Annotated in this window: 16 protein-coding genes and 2 tRNA genes; 12 read left to right on the top strand and 6 right to left on the bottom strand. The window is 36.7% G+C overall.

Features of this window, described 5'->3' with window-relative positions; translation table 11 throughout:
- Positions 1-56 precede the first annotated feature (56 nt).
- The 11 genes from selA to metF all read left to right on the top strand — a co-directional run bounded on the left by selA (position 57) and on the right by metF (position 11,837).
- The gene (gene selA, locus CHELV3228_RS00995; RefSeq protein ID WP_082199128.1) at positions 57-1,376 is read left to right on the top strand and encodes an L-seryl-tRNA(Sec) selenium transferase; all 1,320 of its coding nucleotides are present in this window, start codon (positions 57-59) and stop codon (positions 1,374-1,376) included.
- Positions 1,370-3,184 (top strand): selenocysteine-specific translation elongation factor, encoded by a 1,815-nt coding sequence (gene selB / locus CHELV3228_RS00990; protein WP_082199127.1) that lies wholly within the window; start codon positions 1,370-1,372, stop codon positions 3,182-3,184. Before selA ends, selB begins: the two co-directional genes overlap by 7 nt.
- Before the next feature lie 74 nt (positions 3,185-3,258).
- Positions 3,259-3,504 (top strand): FAD-dependent oxidoreductase, encoded by a 246-nt coding sequence (locus CHELV3228_RS10435; RefSeq protein WP_082199126.1) that lies wholly within the window; start codon positions 3,259-3,261, stop codon positions 3,502-3,504.
- A 2-nt stretch (positions 3,505-3,506) separates the two neighbouring features.
- Positions 3,507-3,965: a glycosyltransferase family 2 protein gene (locus CHELV3228_RS10430; protein ID WP_244289597.1), complete on the top strand. Its 459-nt coding sequence runs from the start codon at positions 3,507-3,509 to the stop codon at positions 3,963-3,965.
- A 238-nt stretch (positions 3,966-4,203) separates the two neighbouring features.
- The gene (locus CHELV3228_RS10425) at positions 4,204-4,482 is read left to right on the top strand and encodes a hypothetical protein (RefSeq protein ID WP_139018608.1); all 279 of its coding nucleotides are present in this window, start codon (positions 4,204-4,206) and stop codon (positions 4,480-4,482) included.
- 30 nt (positions 4,483-4,512) lie between these two features.
- Positions 4,513-5,226, top strand: coding sequence for a bifunctional thiol oxidoreductase (locus CHELV3228_RS00975; protein WP_082199125.1), 714 nt, complete (start codon positions 4,513-4,515; stop codon positions 5,224-5,226).
- Positions 5,223-5,744, top strand: a complete 522-nt coding sequence (locus CHELV3228_RS00970) for a hypothetical protein (protein WP_082199124.1) — start codon at positions 5,223-5,225, stop codon at positions 5,742-5,744. The genes CHELV3228_RS00975 and CHELV3228_RS00970 overlap by 4 nt, the downstream gene beginning before the upstream one ends.
- Before the next feature lie 170 nt (positions 5,745-5,914).
- On the top strand, positions 5,915-7,747 hold the full coding sequence (locus tag CHELV3228_RS00965; RefSeq protein ID WP_082199123.1) for a flagellin: 1,833 nt from the start codon (positions 5,915-5,917) through the stop codon (positions 7,745-7,747).
- Positions 7,748-7,862: 115 nt separating this feature from the next.
- A complete protein-coding gene (luxS, locus tag CHELV3228_RS00960; protein WP_082199122.1) occupies positions 7,863-8,357 on the top strand; it encodes an S-ribosylhomocysteine lyase in 495 nt (164 codons plus the stop codon).
- Between the two features lie 345 nt (positions 8,358-8,702).
- The gene (metE, locus tag CHELV3228_RS00955) at positions 8,703-10,967 is read left to right on the top strand and encodes a 5-methyltetrahydropteroyltriglutamate--homocysteine S-methyltransferase (protein ID WP_082200716.1); all 2,265 of its coding nucleotides are present in this window, start codon (positions 8,703-8,705) and stop codon (positions 10,965-10,967) included.
- A gap of 9 nt (positions 10,968-10,976) precedes the next feature.
- A complete protein-coding gene (gene metF / locus CHELV3228_RS00950; RefSeq protein ID WP_082199121.1) occupies positions 10,977-11,837 on the top strand; it encodes a methylenetetrahydrofolate reductase [NAD(P)H] in 861 nt (286 codons plus the stop codon).
- Between the two features lie 3 nt (positions 11,838-11,840).
- Here the strand turns inward: metF and CHELV3228_RS00945 are convergent.
- A tRNA-Ser gene (locus CHELV3228_RS00945) sits at positions 11,841-11,928 on the bottom strand.
- An 86-nt stretch (positions 11,929-12,014) separates the two neighbouring features.
- Between CHELV3228_RS00945 and CHELV3228_RS00940 the strand changes: the two genes are divergently transcribed.
- A tRNA-Met gene (locus CHELV3228_RS00940) sits at positions 12,015-12,091 on the top strand.
- Here the strand turns inward: CHELV3228_RS00940 and CHELV3228_RS00935 are convergent.
- The 5 genes from CHELV3228_RS00935 to CHELV3228_RS00915 are packed head-to-tail and all read right to left on the bottom strand — an operon-like array spanning position 12,070 to position 16,164.
- Positions 12,070-12,840, bottom strand: a complete 771-nt coding sequence (locus tag CHELV3228_RS00935) for a TSUP family transporter (RefSeq protein WP_082199120.1) — start codon at positions 12,838-12,840, stop codon at positions 12,070-12,072. The two genes, CHELV3228_RS00940 and CHELV3228_RS00935, sit on opposite strands and share 22 nt — an antisense overlap.
- Positions 12,840-13,607 carry a TIGR02757 family protein gene (locus tag CHELV3228_RS00930; protein WP_082199119.1) on the bottom strand — a complete coding sequence of 256 codons (768 nt, stop codon included), beginning with the start codon at positions 13,605-13,607 and terminating at the stop codon, positions 12,840-12,842. Before CHELV3228_RS00930 ends, CHELV3228_RS00935 begins: the two co-directional genes overlap by 1 nt.
- 49 nt (positions 13,608-13,656) lie before the next feature.
- Complete coding sequence (flgK, locus tag CHELV3228_RS00925) at positions 13,657-15,483, bottom strand: flagellar hook-associated protein FlgK (protein ID WP_082199118.1); 1,827 nt, start codon at positions 15,481-15,483, stop codon at positions 13,657-13,659.
- A gap of 12 nt (positions 15,484-15,495) precedes the next feature.
- Positions 15,496-15,927: a flagellar protein FlgN gene (locus CHELV3228_RS00920; protein WP_082199117.1), complete on the bottom strand. Its 432-nt coding sequence runs from the start codon at positions 15,925-15,927 to the stop codon at positions 15,496-15,498.
- Positions 15,928-15,963: 36 nt separating this feature from the next.
- Positions 15,964-16,164: a flagellar biosynthesis anti-sigma factor FlgM gene (locus tag CHELV3228_RS00915; RefSeq protein ID WP_082199116.1), complete on the bottom strand. Its 201-nt coding sequence runs from the start codon at positions 16,162-16,164 to the stop codon at positions 15,964-15,966.
- Positions 16,165-16,174 lie beyond the last annotated feature (10 nt).

Here is a 16,174-nt window from a genome sequence, read left to right as displayed (position 1 = left end):
TCTTTCCTTTTTAAAATTATATGTTAGAATATAAAAATATTTTCTTAAGGCTTAAGATGAACAATTTACAAAATTTCCCACAAATTCAAACCCTACTTGACGATACAAGATTGCAAAATTATCCACACTTAGTTAAGGCGTATTTTGCTAAAAAAGTCGTTAAAGATTGTAAAAAAAACAAGGAATTTCCCACCAAACACGACTTAATTTTAAAAATCTCAAATGCACTCAATGCCTTTTATAAGAAAGATTTCAAACCCCTCATCAACGCCACAGGCGTGGTAATCCACACAAATTTAGGCAGAAGCATTTTTGATAAAGAAAGCTTTAAAGCTTGCGAAAAAGCCCTTTGCTCTTATACGAATTTAGAATTTGACTTAAACAATGGCAAAAGAGGCTCAAGGTATGACAATGTGCTTGAAAAGCTTAAAATTTTATTTGAGTGCGAGGACGCCTTGATAGTCAATAACAACGCCGCCGCCGTTTTTCTCGTGCTAAATTCCCTAGCTTTTGGAAAAGAAGTGTTAAGCTCAAGAGGTGAATTAGTCGAAATAGGCGGAAATTTTAGAATCCCAGAAGTCATCAAAGCCGCAGGGGTAAAACTAAACGAGCTTGGCACAAGCAACAAAACGCATTTAAAAGACTATGAAAACGCCATCACAAAAGAAACCACACTCATTTTAAAAACGCATAAATCAAATTTCGCACTCAAGGGCTTTTGTGAGGAAGTAAGCATTAAAGATTTGGGAATTTTAGCGAAGAAAAAAAGGCTCATTAGCTATTATGATTTAGGCTCTGGGTGGTGCGGAAAACTTCCTTGTAATCTAAGCCTAAATGAACCTGAAATCAAAAAGCTCATCAAGCAATGCGACATCTTAAGCTTTAGCGGTGATAAGCTCTTCGGCTCGGCACAAGCTGGAATCATACTTGGTAAAAAAAGACTCATTGAAAAATTAAGAAAAAATCAGCTTTTAAGAATGCTTCGCATTGATAAACTTAGCCTTGTTTTTTTAAATGAAAGCTTAAAGGCGTATTTGCAAAAAGACTATGGCAAAATCCCCACTTTAAAGCTTTTAAACGATGACTTAGCCCACATCAAACAAAAGGCTTTAAAGGTGCAAAAAGCCCTTAAATTTAAAAGCCTTTTAAAACCAAGCAAAAGCCTAGTGGGTGGTGGCTCACTGCCTGATAAAACGCTTGAAAGCTTTGTTTTAGCCTTTGAGGGAAATGCCCTTAAAATGCAAGAGAACTTTAGAAAAAAAGGCATTATCGCAAGGGTGGAAAATAAAAATTTAGTGCTTGATTTTAGAAGCATTAGGGAAGAAGAGCTTGACACGCTCATTTCTATCATCAACGAAATGGAGAATTTATGCTAATTATCGGCACAGCAGGACACATCGACCACGGAAAAACTTCGCTCATCAAAGCACTTAACGGCTTTGAGGGCGACACACTGAAAGAAGAAAAAGAAAGGCAAATCACCCTAAGCCTTAGCTTTTCAAGCCTAGAAAATGAAAGTAAAAAGCTCTCTTTCATCGACACGCCCGGACATAAAGACTTGCTTAAAACGATGATAAGTGGGGCGTTTGCTTTTAGCGTTTGTTTATTTGTCGTGGATATTAACGAGGGTTTAAAGGCACAAAGCTTGGAACATCTTAGCGTTTTGGAGCTTTTGGGGGTTAAAGACCTCATTTTAGTGCTTAGCAAGTGCGATTTATGCGAGGATATAGAGGGCAAAACGCAAGAAATTTTACAAGAACTTTCCTTTACCCCCTTAAAAGTCTTTCACACTTCAACGCATTCAAATTTAGGCATTGAGGCGCTTAAAAGCTATCTTTTTAGCCTTGAGGAAAAAAGCAGCGATACGGCTTTAATTTTGCGTTTTTATATCGATAGGGTTTTTTCTCTAAAAGGCATAGGCACTATTGTTACAGGCTCTTTAAATGAGGGGGAAATCGCCTTAAAAGAAAAAATCATCTGTCTTGACACGCAAAAAGAACTGCTTGTCAAAAATATCCAAAATCACGACTCAAATTTAGATAAAATCAAAGCCCCAGCCAGAGTCGCACTGAGTTTAAATTGTGATTATAAAGATTTACAAAAGGGCTTTTTGCTAAGTAAAAAAGGCTTTTTTAAGCCCTTTTTACAAATCGAAGCTTACATAAAAGCCCCAAATTTAGCTAATCAAAACTATGTCTTTTGTGTCGGCACAAAACAGCTTGAAGCCCAAATTCACATCTTAAAAGAGCTTGACAAAGGGCAGTATTTTGCTCAAATTCGCTTTAAAAAGCCTCTATTTTTGTGCTTTGATGAAAAATTTATCTTGCTTGAAAATTCGCGTGTAAAAGGCGGCGGAGTGGTGCTAAACCCCGTAAATGAGCCACTTGGCAAAAAGCTAAAACTCGAGCTTTTAACTTTGCTTTATCACAAGGACTTTCTAAACGCCTTTAAGCTTCTTAAAAACGCTCATAAAAAAGGCTTTGGGCTACTTTCAAGCTATCAAAGATTTAAGCTTAGCCACGAACAAGCCCTAAATTTAGCAAAAGAGCTAAAAGAAGCGTTTATCGATACGAAAAACTATAACATTTATGATTTAAGCTGTGTCAATTTGCTTGAAACGCACATTGATAAAATTTTAGAAAAAAACCCTTATGCGATGCTTTCAGCACACTCTTTGGCGTTAAGGATTGCTTGGGCGAGTGAGGAGCTTTGTGCTTTTGCTTTAGAAAAAATGCAAATTTTAGATTTTAAAGAGGGCATATTTTTTAAAAAAGGCGTGGAATTTGACAAATTACAAGCAAATAATCAAAACGCCCTTTATGAGAAAATCAAATCCCAAGCCCTACAAGTCGAAGCGCCTTATAATCTTTATGCAAGTTTGGAGCTTGATAGAAAAAGCGGGGATTTTATGCTTAAAAAGCTCACAAAAGAGGGCTTAGTCGTGCGTTTAGCACATAATCTTTTTATCGATAAAGCCACGCTTTTAAACTTTAAAGAAGAGCTTTTAAATTTACTTAAAAATACAAGCTTAGATGTGCAAACGATGAAAAATAAATTTAATTTTTCAAGAAAATACGCCATAGCCTACCTAGAATTCCTAGACCTTGATGAAAGAATTATAAAAAAAGACGAAAAACGCTTTTTAAAATCAAATATTATTCACACAAAGTTGGTAAAATTATGAGTTTTTTTGTGAAATTTTTTGATTTCAAAAAAACAAAATTTTGGTAGAATTTCGCTTAATTTTTAAGGATTTAAATGTATGATTATTTGATAGTTGGGGCGGGGCTTTTTGGGAGCATTTTTGCGTATGAGGCGAGTAAGAGAGGTAAAAAATGCCTTGTGCTTGAAAGAAGAGAGCATACAGGTGGGAATTGTTACACGAAAGAAATGGCGGAAAAAAATGTGCATTTTTGCGGGAGGCTTGGGGAATATCGTTACTATGATATGCAAGATGTGGTAAAATCCGCTTTGAAATTTTGTGAAAGTGAGTTAGGAAAATGAGCGTGAAAGTTTCTGTTATTATCCCCTCTTTAAATTCAATTAATTATTATGATGAATGTATTAAAAGCGTCATCAATCAAAGCTTAAAAGAGATAGAAATCATCTGTGTTGATGCAAATTCTACGGACGGCACACTTGAGCTTATCAAAAAATATCAAGCTAAGGACGAGCGGATAAAGCTCATCATCAGTGATAAAAAAAGCTATGGCTATCAAATGAATTTAGGTATTGCGGCGGCAAGTGGCGAGTATATAGGGATAGTGGAGAGTGATGATTATATAGACCTTGATATGTATAAAGAGCTTTACGCTTTAGCTAAAAATAAAAATGTTGATATTTTAAAAAGTGATATTTATAATTTTTATGATAAAGAAAAAAGAGAATTTGAGTATAAGAATATAGCTTACGATGAGGGATTTTATCACAAGGATTTGCATTTTGAATCAGCCGGGGCTGTTTAGCTCCGATTTTTTACAAAAATCGGAGCTAAAATTTCATGAATCCGCCGGGGCTTCTTATCAGGATCTTGGCTTTTGGTTTATTACCATTATAAGTGCTTGCAATATTTATTTCCATAAAAAAGCTTATTACTATTATAGGCGGGATAATATGGGCTCAAGTTGCAATTCCAAAGAAAAAGTTTATTGTTTATGTGACGAATATGATTTTATGGAGGAGTTTTTAAGGAGCCGAAATTTAATGGAATTTAAAGAAATTCTCCTCTATAAGAAATTTAGATCTTACTGTTGGAATTTAAACCGAATCGATGAAAAATTTAAAAAAGAATTTTTAGAGCGTTTTGCAAAAGAATTTAAAGATGAAAATTTAAAACTTGAAATTTTTAAGCATAGAGAGCTTAGAAAACTTAAAAAAATCATCTCAAATCCTAACAAATATGCTAAAAATTTATTTTATCGTTTTGCTTTAAAAAATTTTCTTACCAAATTGAAAAAAGCTTTCGATAGGTTAAAATTTTAATCTTATAATGTCAAAAACGAAAGGATACAAATGAAAAAAATTATATTATTAGCAAGTGCTTGTTTAAGCCTTTTTGCCGCGAGTGATAAAGAAATTTTAGACTTTTACTCTAGCAGTGTTAAAGCACAATTTCCAGACGCAAAACTTAGCATAGTCAAAAGAGAGAAAGTTGCCGATACGGGCTTTGAAAGCGTAGTGTTAAGCATAGAGGTGCAAGGCGCAAAGCAAGAGGAGGTGCTTTTCACAAAGGATAATTTAATCGTCCCTGACATTATTGATTTAAAGGCAAAAATTTCTTACCGCCAAGAATTTGAAGTCAAAAAATTCCAAGAAGCAAGAGAAAATTTTAGCAAAAATGCCAAAACAGAAGTGCAAAAAGAAAAAATGATTATCTCTTTAGGGGATAAAACTAAGCCTAGCATTTATGTTTTTTCTGACCCAGAATGCCCTTACTGCATAGAGCAGCTTAAGGGTATAGAAGAAGAGCTTAAAACCAAGCAAATCAACCTTATCCTAACCCCAGTCGCACACGGAAAAAGTGCTTTTGAAAAATCCGCTTTGATTTATAAAGAAAGCAAAAATGCCAAAACAGACGCCGAAAAACTTGCCATTTTAAGAAAGTATTTTGACCCAGAGCTTAAAAGCTACCCTAAAATAAGCGAAGCCGAAACAAAAGCCATTTTTGAACTTTATAGAAAATACCGCTCCTTAGGGCTTGTCGCTACACCGACCATCATAGAATGAAAAAATTTCTTATCCTTTTCATCGCCCTCTTTTTAGGTGCTTGCACGAATAAAACTTTCGTGCAAAGTGCCATTGAAACTAACAATGAGGGCGTTTTCATCAAGGCTAAGAAAAATGAAAGCTTTAAAATCATCTTTCATAACGCCTCCTCCACACAAAGCGAACTTGCTTTTAAACTCTCACAAAGCCTTCAAAATTTAGGTTTGAAAGAGGTAAAAGAAAATCCAACCTATGAAATTTTACTCAACTACATTGACTTTAAAAAACACTCCTACGCCCAAAGAGTCAGCACTTCAGCCGATTTTTTCTTTAATCTTGACCCCCTTGAAAGCAAAGGAGAATGGCTAGTGGAGAATTTTTACACCCTGCAAGTTAATATCCAAATTCAAAGCCAAAATGCCACGCAACAAACAAGCCTTAAAGCAAGGACGGCATATCTAAGCGATAAACCTCGCTGTCAGCTTTCTTTAGAAGATAAGATTATTAGGCAAATTGTAAGCTTTTTTTACCTTGACTAGCTTAAATTAACCCCACGCCGCCGCCAACACACACCCAACACACTCACGCCCCCATTTTTTCATTTCTTTCAAATTTTTTCTAAAAAACTATAAACTTTTTTTTTCACTAAACGATATAGTAGATAACAAGCTCAAGGATTAGAGCTTGAATTCATTTAAAAGGATTTAAAATGGGATTTCGTATTAACACAAATGTTGGCGCACTTAACGCTAAAGCTAACGCTGATTTAAACAGCAAAAGTCTAGACCAATCTCTTGCGAGACTAAGCTCTGGTCTTAGGATTAACTCAGCAGCAGATGATGCTTCAGGTATGGCTATCGCGGATAGTTTGCGTTCTCAGGCTTCTACCTTAGGACAAGCGATTAACAATGGTAACGATGCCATAGGTATCTTACAAACAGCTGACAAGGCTATGGACGAGCAGCTTAAAATCTTAGATACAATTAAGACTAAAGCAACTCAAGCGGCACAAGATGGACAAAGCACTAAGACAAGAAATATGCTTCAAGCTGACATCAACCGCTTAATGGAAGAGCTTGACAACATCGCTAATACAACTTCTTTCAACGGAAAGCAGTTATTAAGTGGTGGTTTCATCAACCAAGAATTCCAAATCGGCTCTCAATCAAACCAAACCGTAAAAGCAAGTATCGGTTCAACTCAATCAAGTAAAATCGGTCTTACAAGGTTTGAAACAGGTCAGCAAGTTATCAAAAGTGGCGAAGTTAATATGACTATCAAAAACTACAATGGTATCGAGGATTTCAAATTCCAAAAGGTTGTCATCTCTACTTCAGTAGGAACAGGACTTGGCGCTTTAGCTGAAGAAATCAACAGAGTTGCAGATAGAACAGGTGTTCGTGCAAGTTTTAATGTGCAAACTGTGGGTTCTAAGGTTATCGAAAAAGGCACTACTAATGACGATTTCGCTATTAATGGTGTAAAAATCGGTAAAATTGCTTATGAAGCAGGCGATAAAAATGGTGCTTTGCTTTCAGCCATCAATTCCGTCAAAGATACAACAGGCGTTCAAGCAGCTTTAGATGAAGAGGGAAAACTTGTCCTTACTTCGAATGAGGGTCGTGGTATTAAAATCACAGGAAGCATAGGTGCTGGGGCTGGTATCGCTAAAAATATGGAAGAAAACTATGGTCGTTTATCCTTAGTGAAAAACGATGGTAGAGACATCGCTATCGAGGGAACTGGCTTTGGCTTTGATAATGACAAACTTGTTTCTCAAGCTTCTGTATCTTTAAGAGAGACTAAGGGACAAATTTCTAAAGACTTAGCTGAGGCTATGGGCTTTAACTCTGTGGATAGACTAGGAAGTATTCAAATTGGTGTTTCTGCTTTATCTGTTTTAGAGGGAACAGGTATGAGTACAATTACGACTTTAGTCAATGGAGCTGGTAGTGGTTTCTCTCAATGGGTTACAAGTAAAATCTCAAATGTGGGACAAATGGTAGATATAGGACCAGGACTTGGACAGCTTTCTACTATGTCTTTCTCTGCTGTGGGTCTTAGTGGGCTTTCAAAACTGACTTTCTCAAGTGTTTATACTGTGGGAATTAATGCACTTTCAACGGTCAATGGAGACTTGCTAGTTGGTTCAGCTCAGGCGGGTGGTTTAAGTGTAGCGCTTAGTGTGCTTGGCGTTGTGAGAGAAACAAAGAGAAATGACAATATAGGCAAAGAGCAAACCGCAGGTGTAACCACCCTAAAAGGTGCTATGGCGGTGATGGATGTCGTTGAAACTGCGACCATTAATCTTGACCAAATCCGTGCGGACATCGGTTCTGTGCAAAACCAAATTCAAGCGACTATCAACAACATTACCGTAACTCAGGTAAATGTTAAAGCTGCTGAATCAACTATCCGTGATGTGGATTTTGCAAGTGAAAGTGCAAACTACTCTAAAGCAAATATCCTAGCTCAAAGTGGAGCTTACGCGATGGCTCAAGCAAACGCTAGCCAACAACATGTTTTAAGACTACTTCAGTAGCTTAAAGCTTTCAATAATCCCAAGCGAGGCTTTCACGCTCTTAGCGTGGGCTTCGCTTTTTTTATTCCCAAAAAAATGCTATAATCTACAAAATTTACATACCAAAGGAGTTAAAATGCCTCTACTAGATAGTTTCAAGGTCGACCATACTAAAATGCCAGCACCTGCCGTGCGTCTTGCTAAGATGATGAAAACGCCAAAGGGTGATGATATTTGTGTTTTTGATTTGCGTTTTTGCATACCTAATAAGGACTTAATGAGTGAAAAAGGCACGCACACTTTAGAGCATTTATTTGCCGGCTTTATGAGGGACCATTTAAATTCAAATTCGGTAGAAATTATCGACATTTCACCTATGGGCTGTCGCACGGGCTTTTATATGAGCTTAATAGGAACGCCCGATGAAATCACTGTGGCAAAAGCGTGGGAAGCAAGTATGAAAGATGTTTTAAATGTGCAAGATGAAAGCAAAATCCCAGAGCTTAATATCTATCAATGCGGAACTTGCAAAATGCACTCTTTAGATGAAGCCAAGCAAATCGCTCAAAAAGTTTTAAATTCGAGCATAGGCGTGATGAGTAACGAAGAATTAAAACTTGAAAATGTTTAAAATTTAGCCCTTGTTTAAGGGTTAAGTTTATTTTAATGTATTTTTAATACAATACAAAAATTTTTATTCTAATGGAGAAACAATGAAACTGATGTGCGAGATGCGTAGTATCTAGTGCGTCCTTTGGCTTGACATTATGTTCCAAAGGCACGAAAGTGGATAAGGGGATGTAATGTAAGAAAGCTAAAATTGTTTTTCAAATACAAACTTTAATCTTACTAAATTTAATCCACTTAGTCTTCTTATCCTTAAGTATAGGTAGCAAAATATAAAATTTTGCCAAAGAGCAAAAGCTCAAAAAAGCTTAAATTTCAAAGTTTAAGCCACACAAAAGGAGAATTAACAATGAAAAACGCAATCATTTCTTACCCAAGAATAGGTGCAAATAGGGAATTAAAATTTGCTATTGAGAAGTATTTTAAAAAGCAAAGCACGCAAGAGGAGCTTTTAGCCTGTGCTAAGGACTTAAGGGCTAGACACTGGAAAGAGATTAAGGAAGCTGGGATTGACTTTATCCCTAGTAATGACTTTTCTTTTTATGATACCGTGCTAGATACTGCGGTGCTTTTTAATATTGTCGCTAGTCGTTATAGAGCTTTAAATTTAGAGCCGCTAGAGCAGTATTTTGCCCAAAGTAGAGGCTATCAAGGCGAAAAGGGCGATACTACGGCTTTGGCGATGAAAAAGTGGTTTAATACAAATTACCATTACCTAGTGCCTGAATGTGATAGTGCAGAGCTTATAGCACTAAGCGGGGATAAAATTTTTAAAGAATATCTCGAAGCAAAAGAGCAAGGTATAGAAACTAAGCCTGTTTTAGTGGGAATTTTTACCCTCTTTAAGCTCATAGCCTTTAAAGATGAAAGCACACAAAAACTAGCTCAAAAAAAGCTTTTAAACGCTTACCTAGAGCTTTTTGAAAAATTAAACGATTTAGGGGTGCAGTGGCTAGAGCTTGATGAGCCTTATTTGGTTTATGATTTAAGCGAGAAAGATTTAGCCTTATTTGATGAATTTTATAAAGAGCTTTTAAGTCATAAAAAAGGACTTAAAATTTTACTGCAAAGCTATTTTGGAGATGTAAGAGACATTTATGCTAAGCTTTTAGAATATAATTTTGACGGCTTGGGGCTTGATTTTATAGAGGGAAAAGAGAGCTTAAATTTGATTAAGCAATACGGCTTTTCTAAGGATAAAATCCTTTTTGCAGGTATTGTTAATGGTAAAAATATTTACGCTAATGATTATGCTAAAAGTTTAAAGCTCATTAAAGAGCTTCAAAAATACGCGCAAAACATTGTTTTAAATACCTCTTGTTCGCTTTTGCATGTGCCTTATAGCACGGAATTTGAAACTAAGCTTGAAAAAAATTATCTCAAACTTTTTGCCTTTGCAAAACAAAAGCTTAAAGAGCTTAAAGACTTAAAAGAAATTTTAAATAGCAGTGAAGAAAATCCGCTTTTCAAAGCCAATCAAGAACTTTTTACAAATATCCCTAACCGCTTTGATGAAAAGGTTAAAGCAAGGCTTAATAGCCTAAAAAAAGAAGATTTTGTGCGTAAGCCTGAATTTAAAGAACGCATTAAAATCCAAGAAGGCGTTTTAAATCTCCCGCTTTTACCGACTACAACCATAGGTTCTTTCCCGCAAAGTGCCGATGTGCGCTCCAACCGCCTCGCCTTTAAACAGCAAAAAATTTCAGCACAAAACTACACGGAATTTAATCAACAAAAAATTAAAGAATGCATACAAATCCAAGAAGAAATAGGGCTTGATGTGCTAGTGCACGGTGAATTTGAAAGAAACGATATGGTGGAGTATTTTGGTGAGAATTTGCAGGGCTTTTTATTTACACAAAATGGCTGGGTGCAAAGCTATGGAACAAGATGCGTTAAGCCGCCTGTGATTTGGGGCGATGTATCACGCACTAAGCCTATCACGCTTTCTTGGTCCAAATTTGCCCAAAGCCTTAGCAAAAAAATCGTAAAAGGTATGCTCACAGGTCCTGTAACTATACTCAACTGGTCTTTTCCAAGAGAAGATATTAGCCTAAAAGAAAGCACGGAGCAAATCGCTTTAGCTATAAGAGATGAAGTTTTAGACCTTGAAAAAGAGGGTATAAAAATCATACAAATTGACGAAGCGGCGTTAAGAGAAAAGCTTCCTTTAAGAAAAAGCGACTGGCATAGTGAGTATTTAAACTGGGCTATCCCTGCCTTTAACCTCGTTCATAGCGGCGTTAAAGCCTCGACTCAAATTCACACGCATATGTGTTATAGTGAATTTAACGACATTTTAAAGGATATTGACGCTTTGGATGCGGATGTGATTTCTTTTGAAGCGAGCCGTTCGAATTTAGAGCTTTTAGACACGCTTAAGGCGGTTAATTTTAAAACGCAAGTAGGACCTGGAGTATATGATATACACAGCCCTAGAGTGCCAAGCGAAGAAGAGATAAAAACGACCATAGAGAAAATTTTAGCAAGGCTTCCTAAAGAACAAATTTGGATTAATCCCGATTGCGGACTTAAGACTAGGGGCTATGAAGAAGTGGTTTTAGCGCTTAAAAATTTAGTCGCAGCGACTCGAAAAGTTAGGAATAGTTTATAAGGAGTTTTTATGTGTAGCTTTTCCTTTGAAGTTTTTCCGCCAAGAAGAGATGAAACTATCAAAAATTTAGACGCTATTTTAGAGGATTTAGGGCGATTAAGCCCTAATTTCATCAGCGTAACCTTTGGCGCAGGTGGCTCTATAAATTCACAAAACACCCTAGAAGTGGCAAGTCTTATCCAAGAAAAATACCAAATTCCTAGCATAGTGCATTTACCTTGCATACACTCAAGTAAAGAAAAAATTACAGCTATACTCAAAGAGTGCAAGCAAAGAGGGCTTAATAAAATTCTAGCCCTTAGAGGAGATGTGTGCGAGGGGCTAGAAAAGAGTAAGGATTTTTCTTATGCAAATGATTTAATTTCTTTTATCAAAAAGCAAGAAAATTTCGAAATTTACGCCGCTTGCTACCCTGAAAAACACAGCGAGGCTAAAAACATCATCGAGGATATTCATCATCTTAAAAATAAGGTAAATGTTGGCACAGATAAACTCATCACGCAACTTTTTTATGATAACGAGGACTTTTACGCTTTTAAGCAAAATTGTGCTTTAAGTGGTATAAAAGTGCCGATTTATGCGGGGATTATGCCTATTACAAACAAAAGGCAAATTTTAAAAATTTCACAACTTTGTGGGGCTAAAATCCCCACTAAATTTACTAAAATTTTAGAAAAATATGAAAACAATACCTTAGCCCTAGAAGACGCTGGCATCGCCTATGCGATAGACCAAATCGTTGATTTAATCACTAGCGGGGTGGATGGAATTCATCTTTATACTATGAATAAAACCAAAGCGGCTATAAGAATTTATGAAGCGGTAAAACATTTACCAAAAGAAGAAAACGAGGCTAAAAATGTGCTTTAATTATGGCAGAAAGGAAGGGATTCGAACCCTCGAAAGCTTGCACTTTACACGCGTTCCAGGCGTGCTCCTTCAACCGCTCGGACACCTTTCTAAAAGCGAAATTATAGCTAAATTTTTAAAAATAATGCAAAAATCAGCCAAATTTTAGTAAAAAAAGATATAATTACACTTTCACAAGTCAGGGTAGCTCAGCTGGTTAGAGCGCTGGTCTCATAAGCCGGAGGTCGGGAGTTCAAGTCTCCCCCTTGACACCAATATAATCCCACGCCACTTTGATAATAGTCGCTCCCACCACGACCAAAAATAACGCTTTGATGAATTTCCCATTTGTTTTTAACACAAGCTTAGAGCCTAAAAACGCCCCTAAAACCTGCCCCACGCCCATCAAAAGCCCCACAAGCCAAAGCACTTCATAAAGCCATAGAAAAATGGCAAGGGCGATGATATTACTTGTGAAATTTAAAATTTTGGTGTTGATACTAGCTTTTTTCATATTAAAGCCTAAAAACAACACACAAGCAAATATCCAAAACGACCCCGTCCCAGGTCCTAAAAAGCCGTCATAAAAGCCTAAAGTTAGCCCAAAGATGAGATGAAAAAGCTTGATATTTTGCATTTTAGGCGTGGTTTCACTTTTACCTAAACTTGGTTTAAAAGCCGTGTAAAGAAAGGTGAGAGTAAGAAAAACCAAGATGATGAGCTTTAAATGCTCATCTTGCACGAGCAACACGCAAAAAGTGCCAAAAGCCGCCCCAAGTGCCGTAAAAAACACCCCCCAAGCAAGGTGGGGCAAGGTAGTCGAGCGAAAATAAGTCGCCGCAGCGGTGAAAGAGCCGAACACGCTTTGAAGCTTGTTTGTCGCTAGGGCAAGATGAGGGGGGATTCCACTTGCCATAAGTGCGGGGATAGTGATAAGCCCACCCCCACCCACGATAGAATCGATAAAGCCCGCAAAAGTGGCAATACCAAACAAAATGAGATAAATACTTAAATCAAGCTCCATTAACTTCCGTTCTGCCCCAGCCTATAAAGTGCGAAATCATACTTTATAGGGTCTTTTGGGTCTAATTTTTTTAAATTTTGTGTCAGTTCTAAAACGGCTTTAAAATCATAGCTTTTACGCGTTAAAAGTCCGTGTTTTAGAGAAATTTTTTGCGTGTGCGTGTCAAGAGGGATAAGTAAATCAGCTGGTGAAATTCCTCTCCAAAGCCCCATATCAAGCTCATCTTTACGCACCATCCAACGCAAAAACATATTATAACGCTTTAAAGGGGATTTTGGCTCATCTTGCCAAGTGCTGCCAAAAAAATGCGTATAACCCTTACTTTTACAAGGATTGATTTCATAAACAATTTTAATGAAATTTAAAATTCCATCGCTAACTTTGCCGCTTTTTTTATAAGGCTCTGTAAAAATTTCCTCTAAATTTTTATACTTATTTTTAAGCCTAGCAAAAGTGATAAAAATTTGCGTTATATCTTCTTCGTTTTGAAAGCGGTATTTTAAATTTTTCATCGCTTTTTTAATTTCATTTTCGCTTTTGTCTATCAAAGAAAAATCAAGCGTTTTTAGAAATTTAACGATATTTTTAGAACTACCATAAGAAAACAAAGCGCACATTAAAGCGATGTAGGCGTCTTTTTTGGGCTTGGCGATTTGTAAAGGGTCTGGAAATTTTTCTAAGCCCTCTTTGGAATTTTCCTTAAGAGCCAACTTGTCAAGCTCAGCTTTTAGCAAAGCCTTCTCTCTCAATTTTTCACATTTTTTCATTATAATCCTTTCCAAGAAATTTGAAAGGATTATAATATAACTTTTTAAATTAAGATTTAAGTCCTAGTAGGGTGTCTAGCATTTGGTCGACTGTGGTAACGATTTTAGCCGCAGCGCCGTAGCTTGACTGCCACTGAATTAGTGCGGCAAGTTCTTCGTTGGTATTGACCCCGCTTTTACTTTGATACTCGGCATAAACGGAATTATAAAGAGTCATATTGCTCTTGTGGATTACGCTGTTATTTTCGCCATCACTTGCGATTTTACCCGTGAATTTGCGATAATATTCCTCCATAGTCAGCTCATCAATCGTGCCGTCTTTATTATAAAAGCTCACTTTTTCATACTGAAGCTGGATAATTTGATTTGCCATATTATTACCACTATCTACGCCGTTTTTACTTGCTCTTACGCTGGTAGGGTCGTTTAAAATGCTATCTTTTACCCTAATATCACTCGCATCGTTTCCGCTAAAAAATCCTCCCACACTAAAAGCTCCTGCGAAATTTGTGCCTTTATCTTCTATGGAAACTTTAAAGCCGTTTTTAGCGTTGATTTGAAAAAGTCCGCTATTACTTTGTGCGTCAAAGCTAAAACTTGCGTTCATAAAATCATCAACATCGTCTTGGTTGTTGTTATTTTTATTATCATCTGTGTTACCATTGATTTGACGCATTAAATCGTCCATCGTGGTCGTTACATCGATAGTAATGGTTTTTCTAACCTTCTCCGCCCCTTTTTCATCATAAATGACAATGTCAAAACTCCCCGCCTGTATCGTTCTGTCATAATTCATCAAAGGCACATCACCCGTTAAGCCTTCTAAATAATCAGAAGTCGCCGAACTTTTAGCAGAACCTGCGTAAAGATTATTTGTTTCGGTGATTAAGGTCTTAGAAAAAGTATTTAAAGCATCAAGATAGCCCTGTATAATCCCATCATCATAAGTCCCCTCAGCCTTGTCATAATCACGCCCTCTTAAATCAAGTTGCGCTCCAAGCTGTCCGCCTGTGAGCTTTGTCGTTAAATCGTGGATTTTTTCATCTGGGGTTTGATAATAAATGCTATAAGATTCATTTTTGTCATCATAGTCCAACTTTAAAGGGTGGAAATTCACACCATCAACGATAGTAAAGCCCTCTATGCTAAGATTATAATGATGTCCGGGGTCTTTTATGGTTTGCTCGAAGCGATTATCTTGGTCTATCTCATTTTTACTTGCTACGCTATTAACAAGTTTAGAGAGTGTAAGCTCTAGCTCATCGCGTCTATCTCTTAACTCATTTGCGTGGTCTGTCGGTAAAGCTTCCTCACCATAAATTTGCTTATTTAAATATGCGATTTCCTCTCCTATGCGGTTAATCTCATCCACTGTTGCTTTAATGTCGTCATTAACCTTTTTTTGAATTTTGCTTAAAGTGCTGTGTGCTTCATTGACACTTTCGGCTAAAGTTTTGGTTGCATTTACAAGGGCGATTTTAGTCGCATTTTCGTTAGGATTTGAAGCAAAATCATTCCAAGCCTTATTATAATTTTCTAAATTATTTAAAATGCCTGTATTTTTAAGGTCTGGGAAGCGTTGTCCTATTTCTTCTAAAACTTGCTTTAAATAGCCTGTGTATTCTTGCTGTGTGCTTGCATTTTTAAGCTTAAAATAGGCGTGTTCATCGTGAAGTCTCACTATGCTTTCTATCGCCGTCCCTGTGCCAACTTGCACTCCGCCTGTGGTAATATAGCCATTTGTCGTTTGCACAACTCTTTGACGAGTATAAAAAGTAGAATTGGCATTGGAGATATTATTACCCGTAGTGGCGATTTGCACTTCACTCGCTTTTAAACCTGTAACTCCTGTATGTAAGGTCGCAAAGATACCCATTTTACCACTCCTTTATACTTTCATTTTAAAAATTTCTGGGATATGCTCTTTATCTCCATAAGCATTATTTGTTCCACCATTGATGTCAAACATTGTATTTACCAAGCCGTCTAAAAAATCTTTCACTATGAAGACATATTTGGCGTATTCTTTATTTTTAGCGTGTAGGGTTTGAAGATTTTTCTTAAGCAAATCAAGCTTTTGCTTATCCTCATCATCAAGCATTTCACTAAGCCCTTTTGTAGAACTATTATTTAGAGCCACTAAGGCTGCGTCAAGTTCTTTTTTAGCTGCTACGAATTTGGTGATGAGTTCATTTTTAGCATCCACGCTAGGAGCGACTTTATCGTGTTTTGCGACTTGTATATCTTTGATATCTTCTTCTGTTAATTCTATCATTTGTGCTAGGATAGCATTAACTTCATCTAGGCATTTTTTTAACATCTTTTTCTCCTTTTCTAGTCAAAAAGGAGAAAAAATTTAAATTAAAGAATCTGCTACTGCCGCAGCTGTGGCTTTTAAATCAACTTGATAAGTGCCATTTTTAATCTGCTCGGCGATTTTAGAGACTTTATCGTTCTCCGTTTTTTGACTTTGTTCTGTTTTTGCTTCTCTTTCAACCTTGTTTGTATGGCTTAAAGAAGCGTTAGCTACATAACTTTGTTGTATAGGATTTATCATTTCTGCCTCC

The sequence above is a fragment of the Campylobacter helveticus genome (assembly GCF_002080395.1).
Taxonomy (GTDB): domain Bacteria; phylum Campylobacterota; class Campylobacteria; order Campylobacterales; family Campylobacteraceae; genus Campylobacter_D; species Campylobacter_D helveticus.
The sequence above is the reverse complement of the archived record's forward strand: the minus strand, read 5'-3'. Positions and strand labels throughout refer to the sequence as shown.

Excerpts from the sequence above, each read along its gene's own strand:
- selA (WP_082199128.1), top strand. The coding sequence starts at position 57 with ATGAACAATTTACAAAATTTCCCACAAATTCAAACCCTACTTGACGAT.
- selB (WP_082199127.1), top strand. The coding sequence starts at position 1,370 with ATGCTAATTATCGGCACAGCAGGACACATCGACCACGGAAAAACTTCG.
- CHELV3228_RS10435 (WP_082199126.1), top strand. The coding sequence starts at position 3,259 with ATGTATGATTATTTGATAGTTGGGGCGGGGCTTTTTGGGAGCATTTTT.
- CHELV3228_RS10425 (WP_139018608.1), top strand. The coding sequence starts at position 4,204 with ATGGAATTTAAAGAAATTCTCCTCTATAAGAAATTTAGATCTTACTGT.
- CHELV3228_RS00975 (WP_082199125.1), top strand. The coding sequence starts at position 4,513 with ATGAAAAAAATTATATTATTAGCAAGTGCTTGTTTAAGCCTTTTTGCC.
- CHELV3228_RS00970 (WP_082199124.1), top strand. The coding sequence starts at position 5,223 with ATGAAAAAATTTCTTATCCTTTTCATCGCCCTCTTTTTAGGTGCTTGC.
- CHELV3228_RS00965 (WP_082199123.1), top strand. The coding sequence starts at position 5,915 with ATGGGATTTCGTATTAACACAAATGTTGGCGCACTTAACGCTAAAGCT.
- luxS (WP_082199122.1), top strand. The coding sequence starts at position 7,863 with ATGCCTCTACTAGATAGTTTCAAGGTCGACCATACTAAAATGCCAGCA.
- metE (WP_082200716.1), top strand. The coding sequence starts at position 8,703 with ATGAAAAACGCAATCATTTCTTACCCAAGAATAGGTGCAAATAGGGAA.
- metF (WP_082199121.1), top strand. The coding sequence starts at position 10,977 with ATGTGTAGCTTTTCCTTTGAAGTTTTTCCGCCAAGAAGAGATGAAACT.
- CHELV3228_RS00935 (WP_082199120.1), bottom strand. The coding sequence starts at position 12,840 with ATGGAGCTTGATTTAAGTATTTATCTCATTTTGTTTGGTATTGCCACT.
- CHELV3228_RS00930 (WP_082199119.1), bottom strand. The coding sequence starts at position 13,607 with ATGAAAAAATGTGAAAAATTGAGAGAGAAGGCTTTGCTAAAAGCTGAG.
- flgK (WP_082199118.1), bottom strand. The coding sequence starts at position 15,483 with ATGGGTATCTTTGCGACCTTACATACAGGAGTTACAGGTTTAAAAGCG.
- CHELV3228_RS00920 (WP_082199117.1), bottom strand. The coding sequence starts at position 15,927 with ATGTTAAAAAAATGCCTAGATGAAGTTAATGCTATCCTAGCACAAATG.
- CHELV3228_RS00915 (WP_082199116.1), bottom strand. The coding sequence starts at position 16,164 with ATGATAAATCCTATACAACAAAGTTATGTAGCTAACGCTTCTTTAAGC.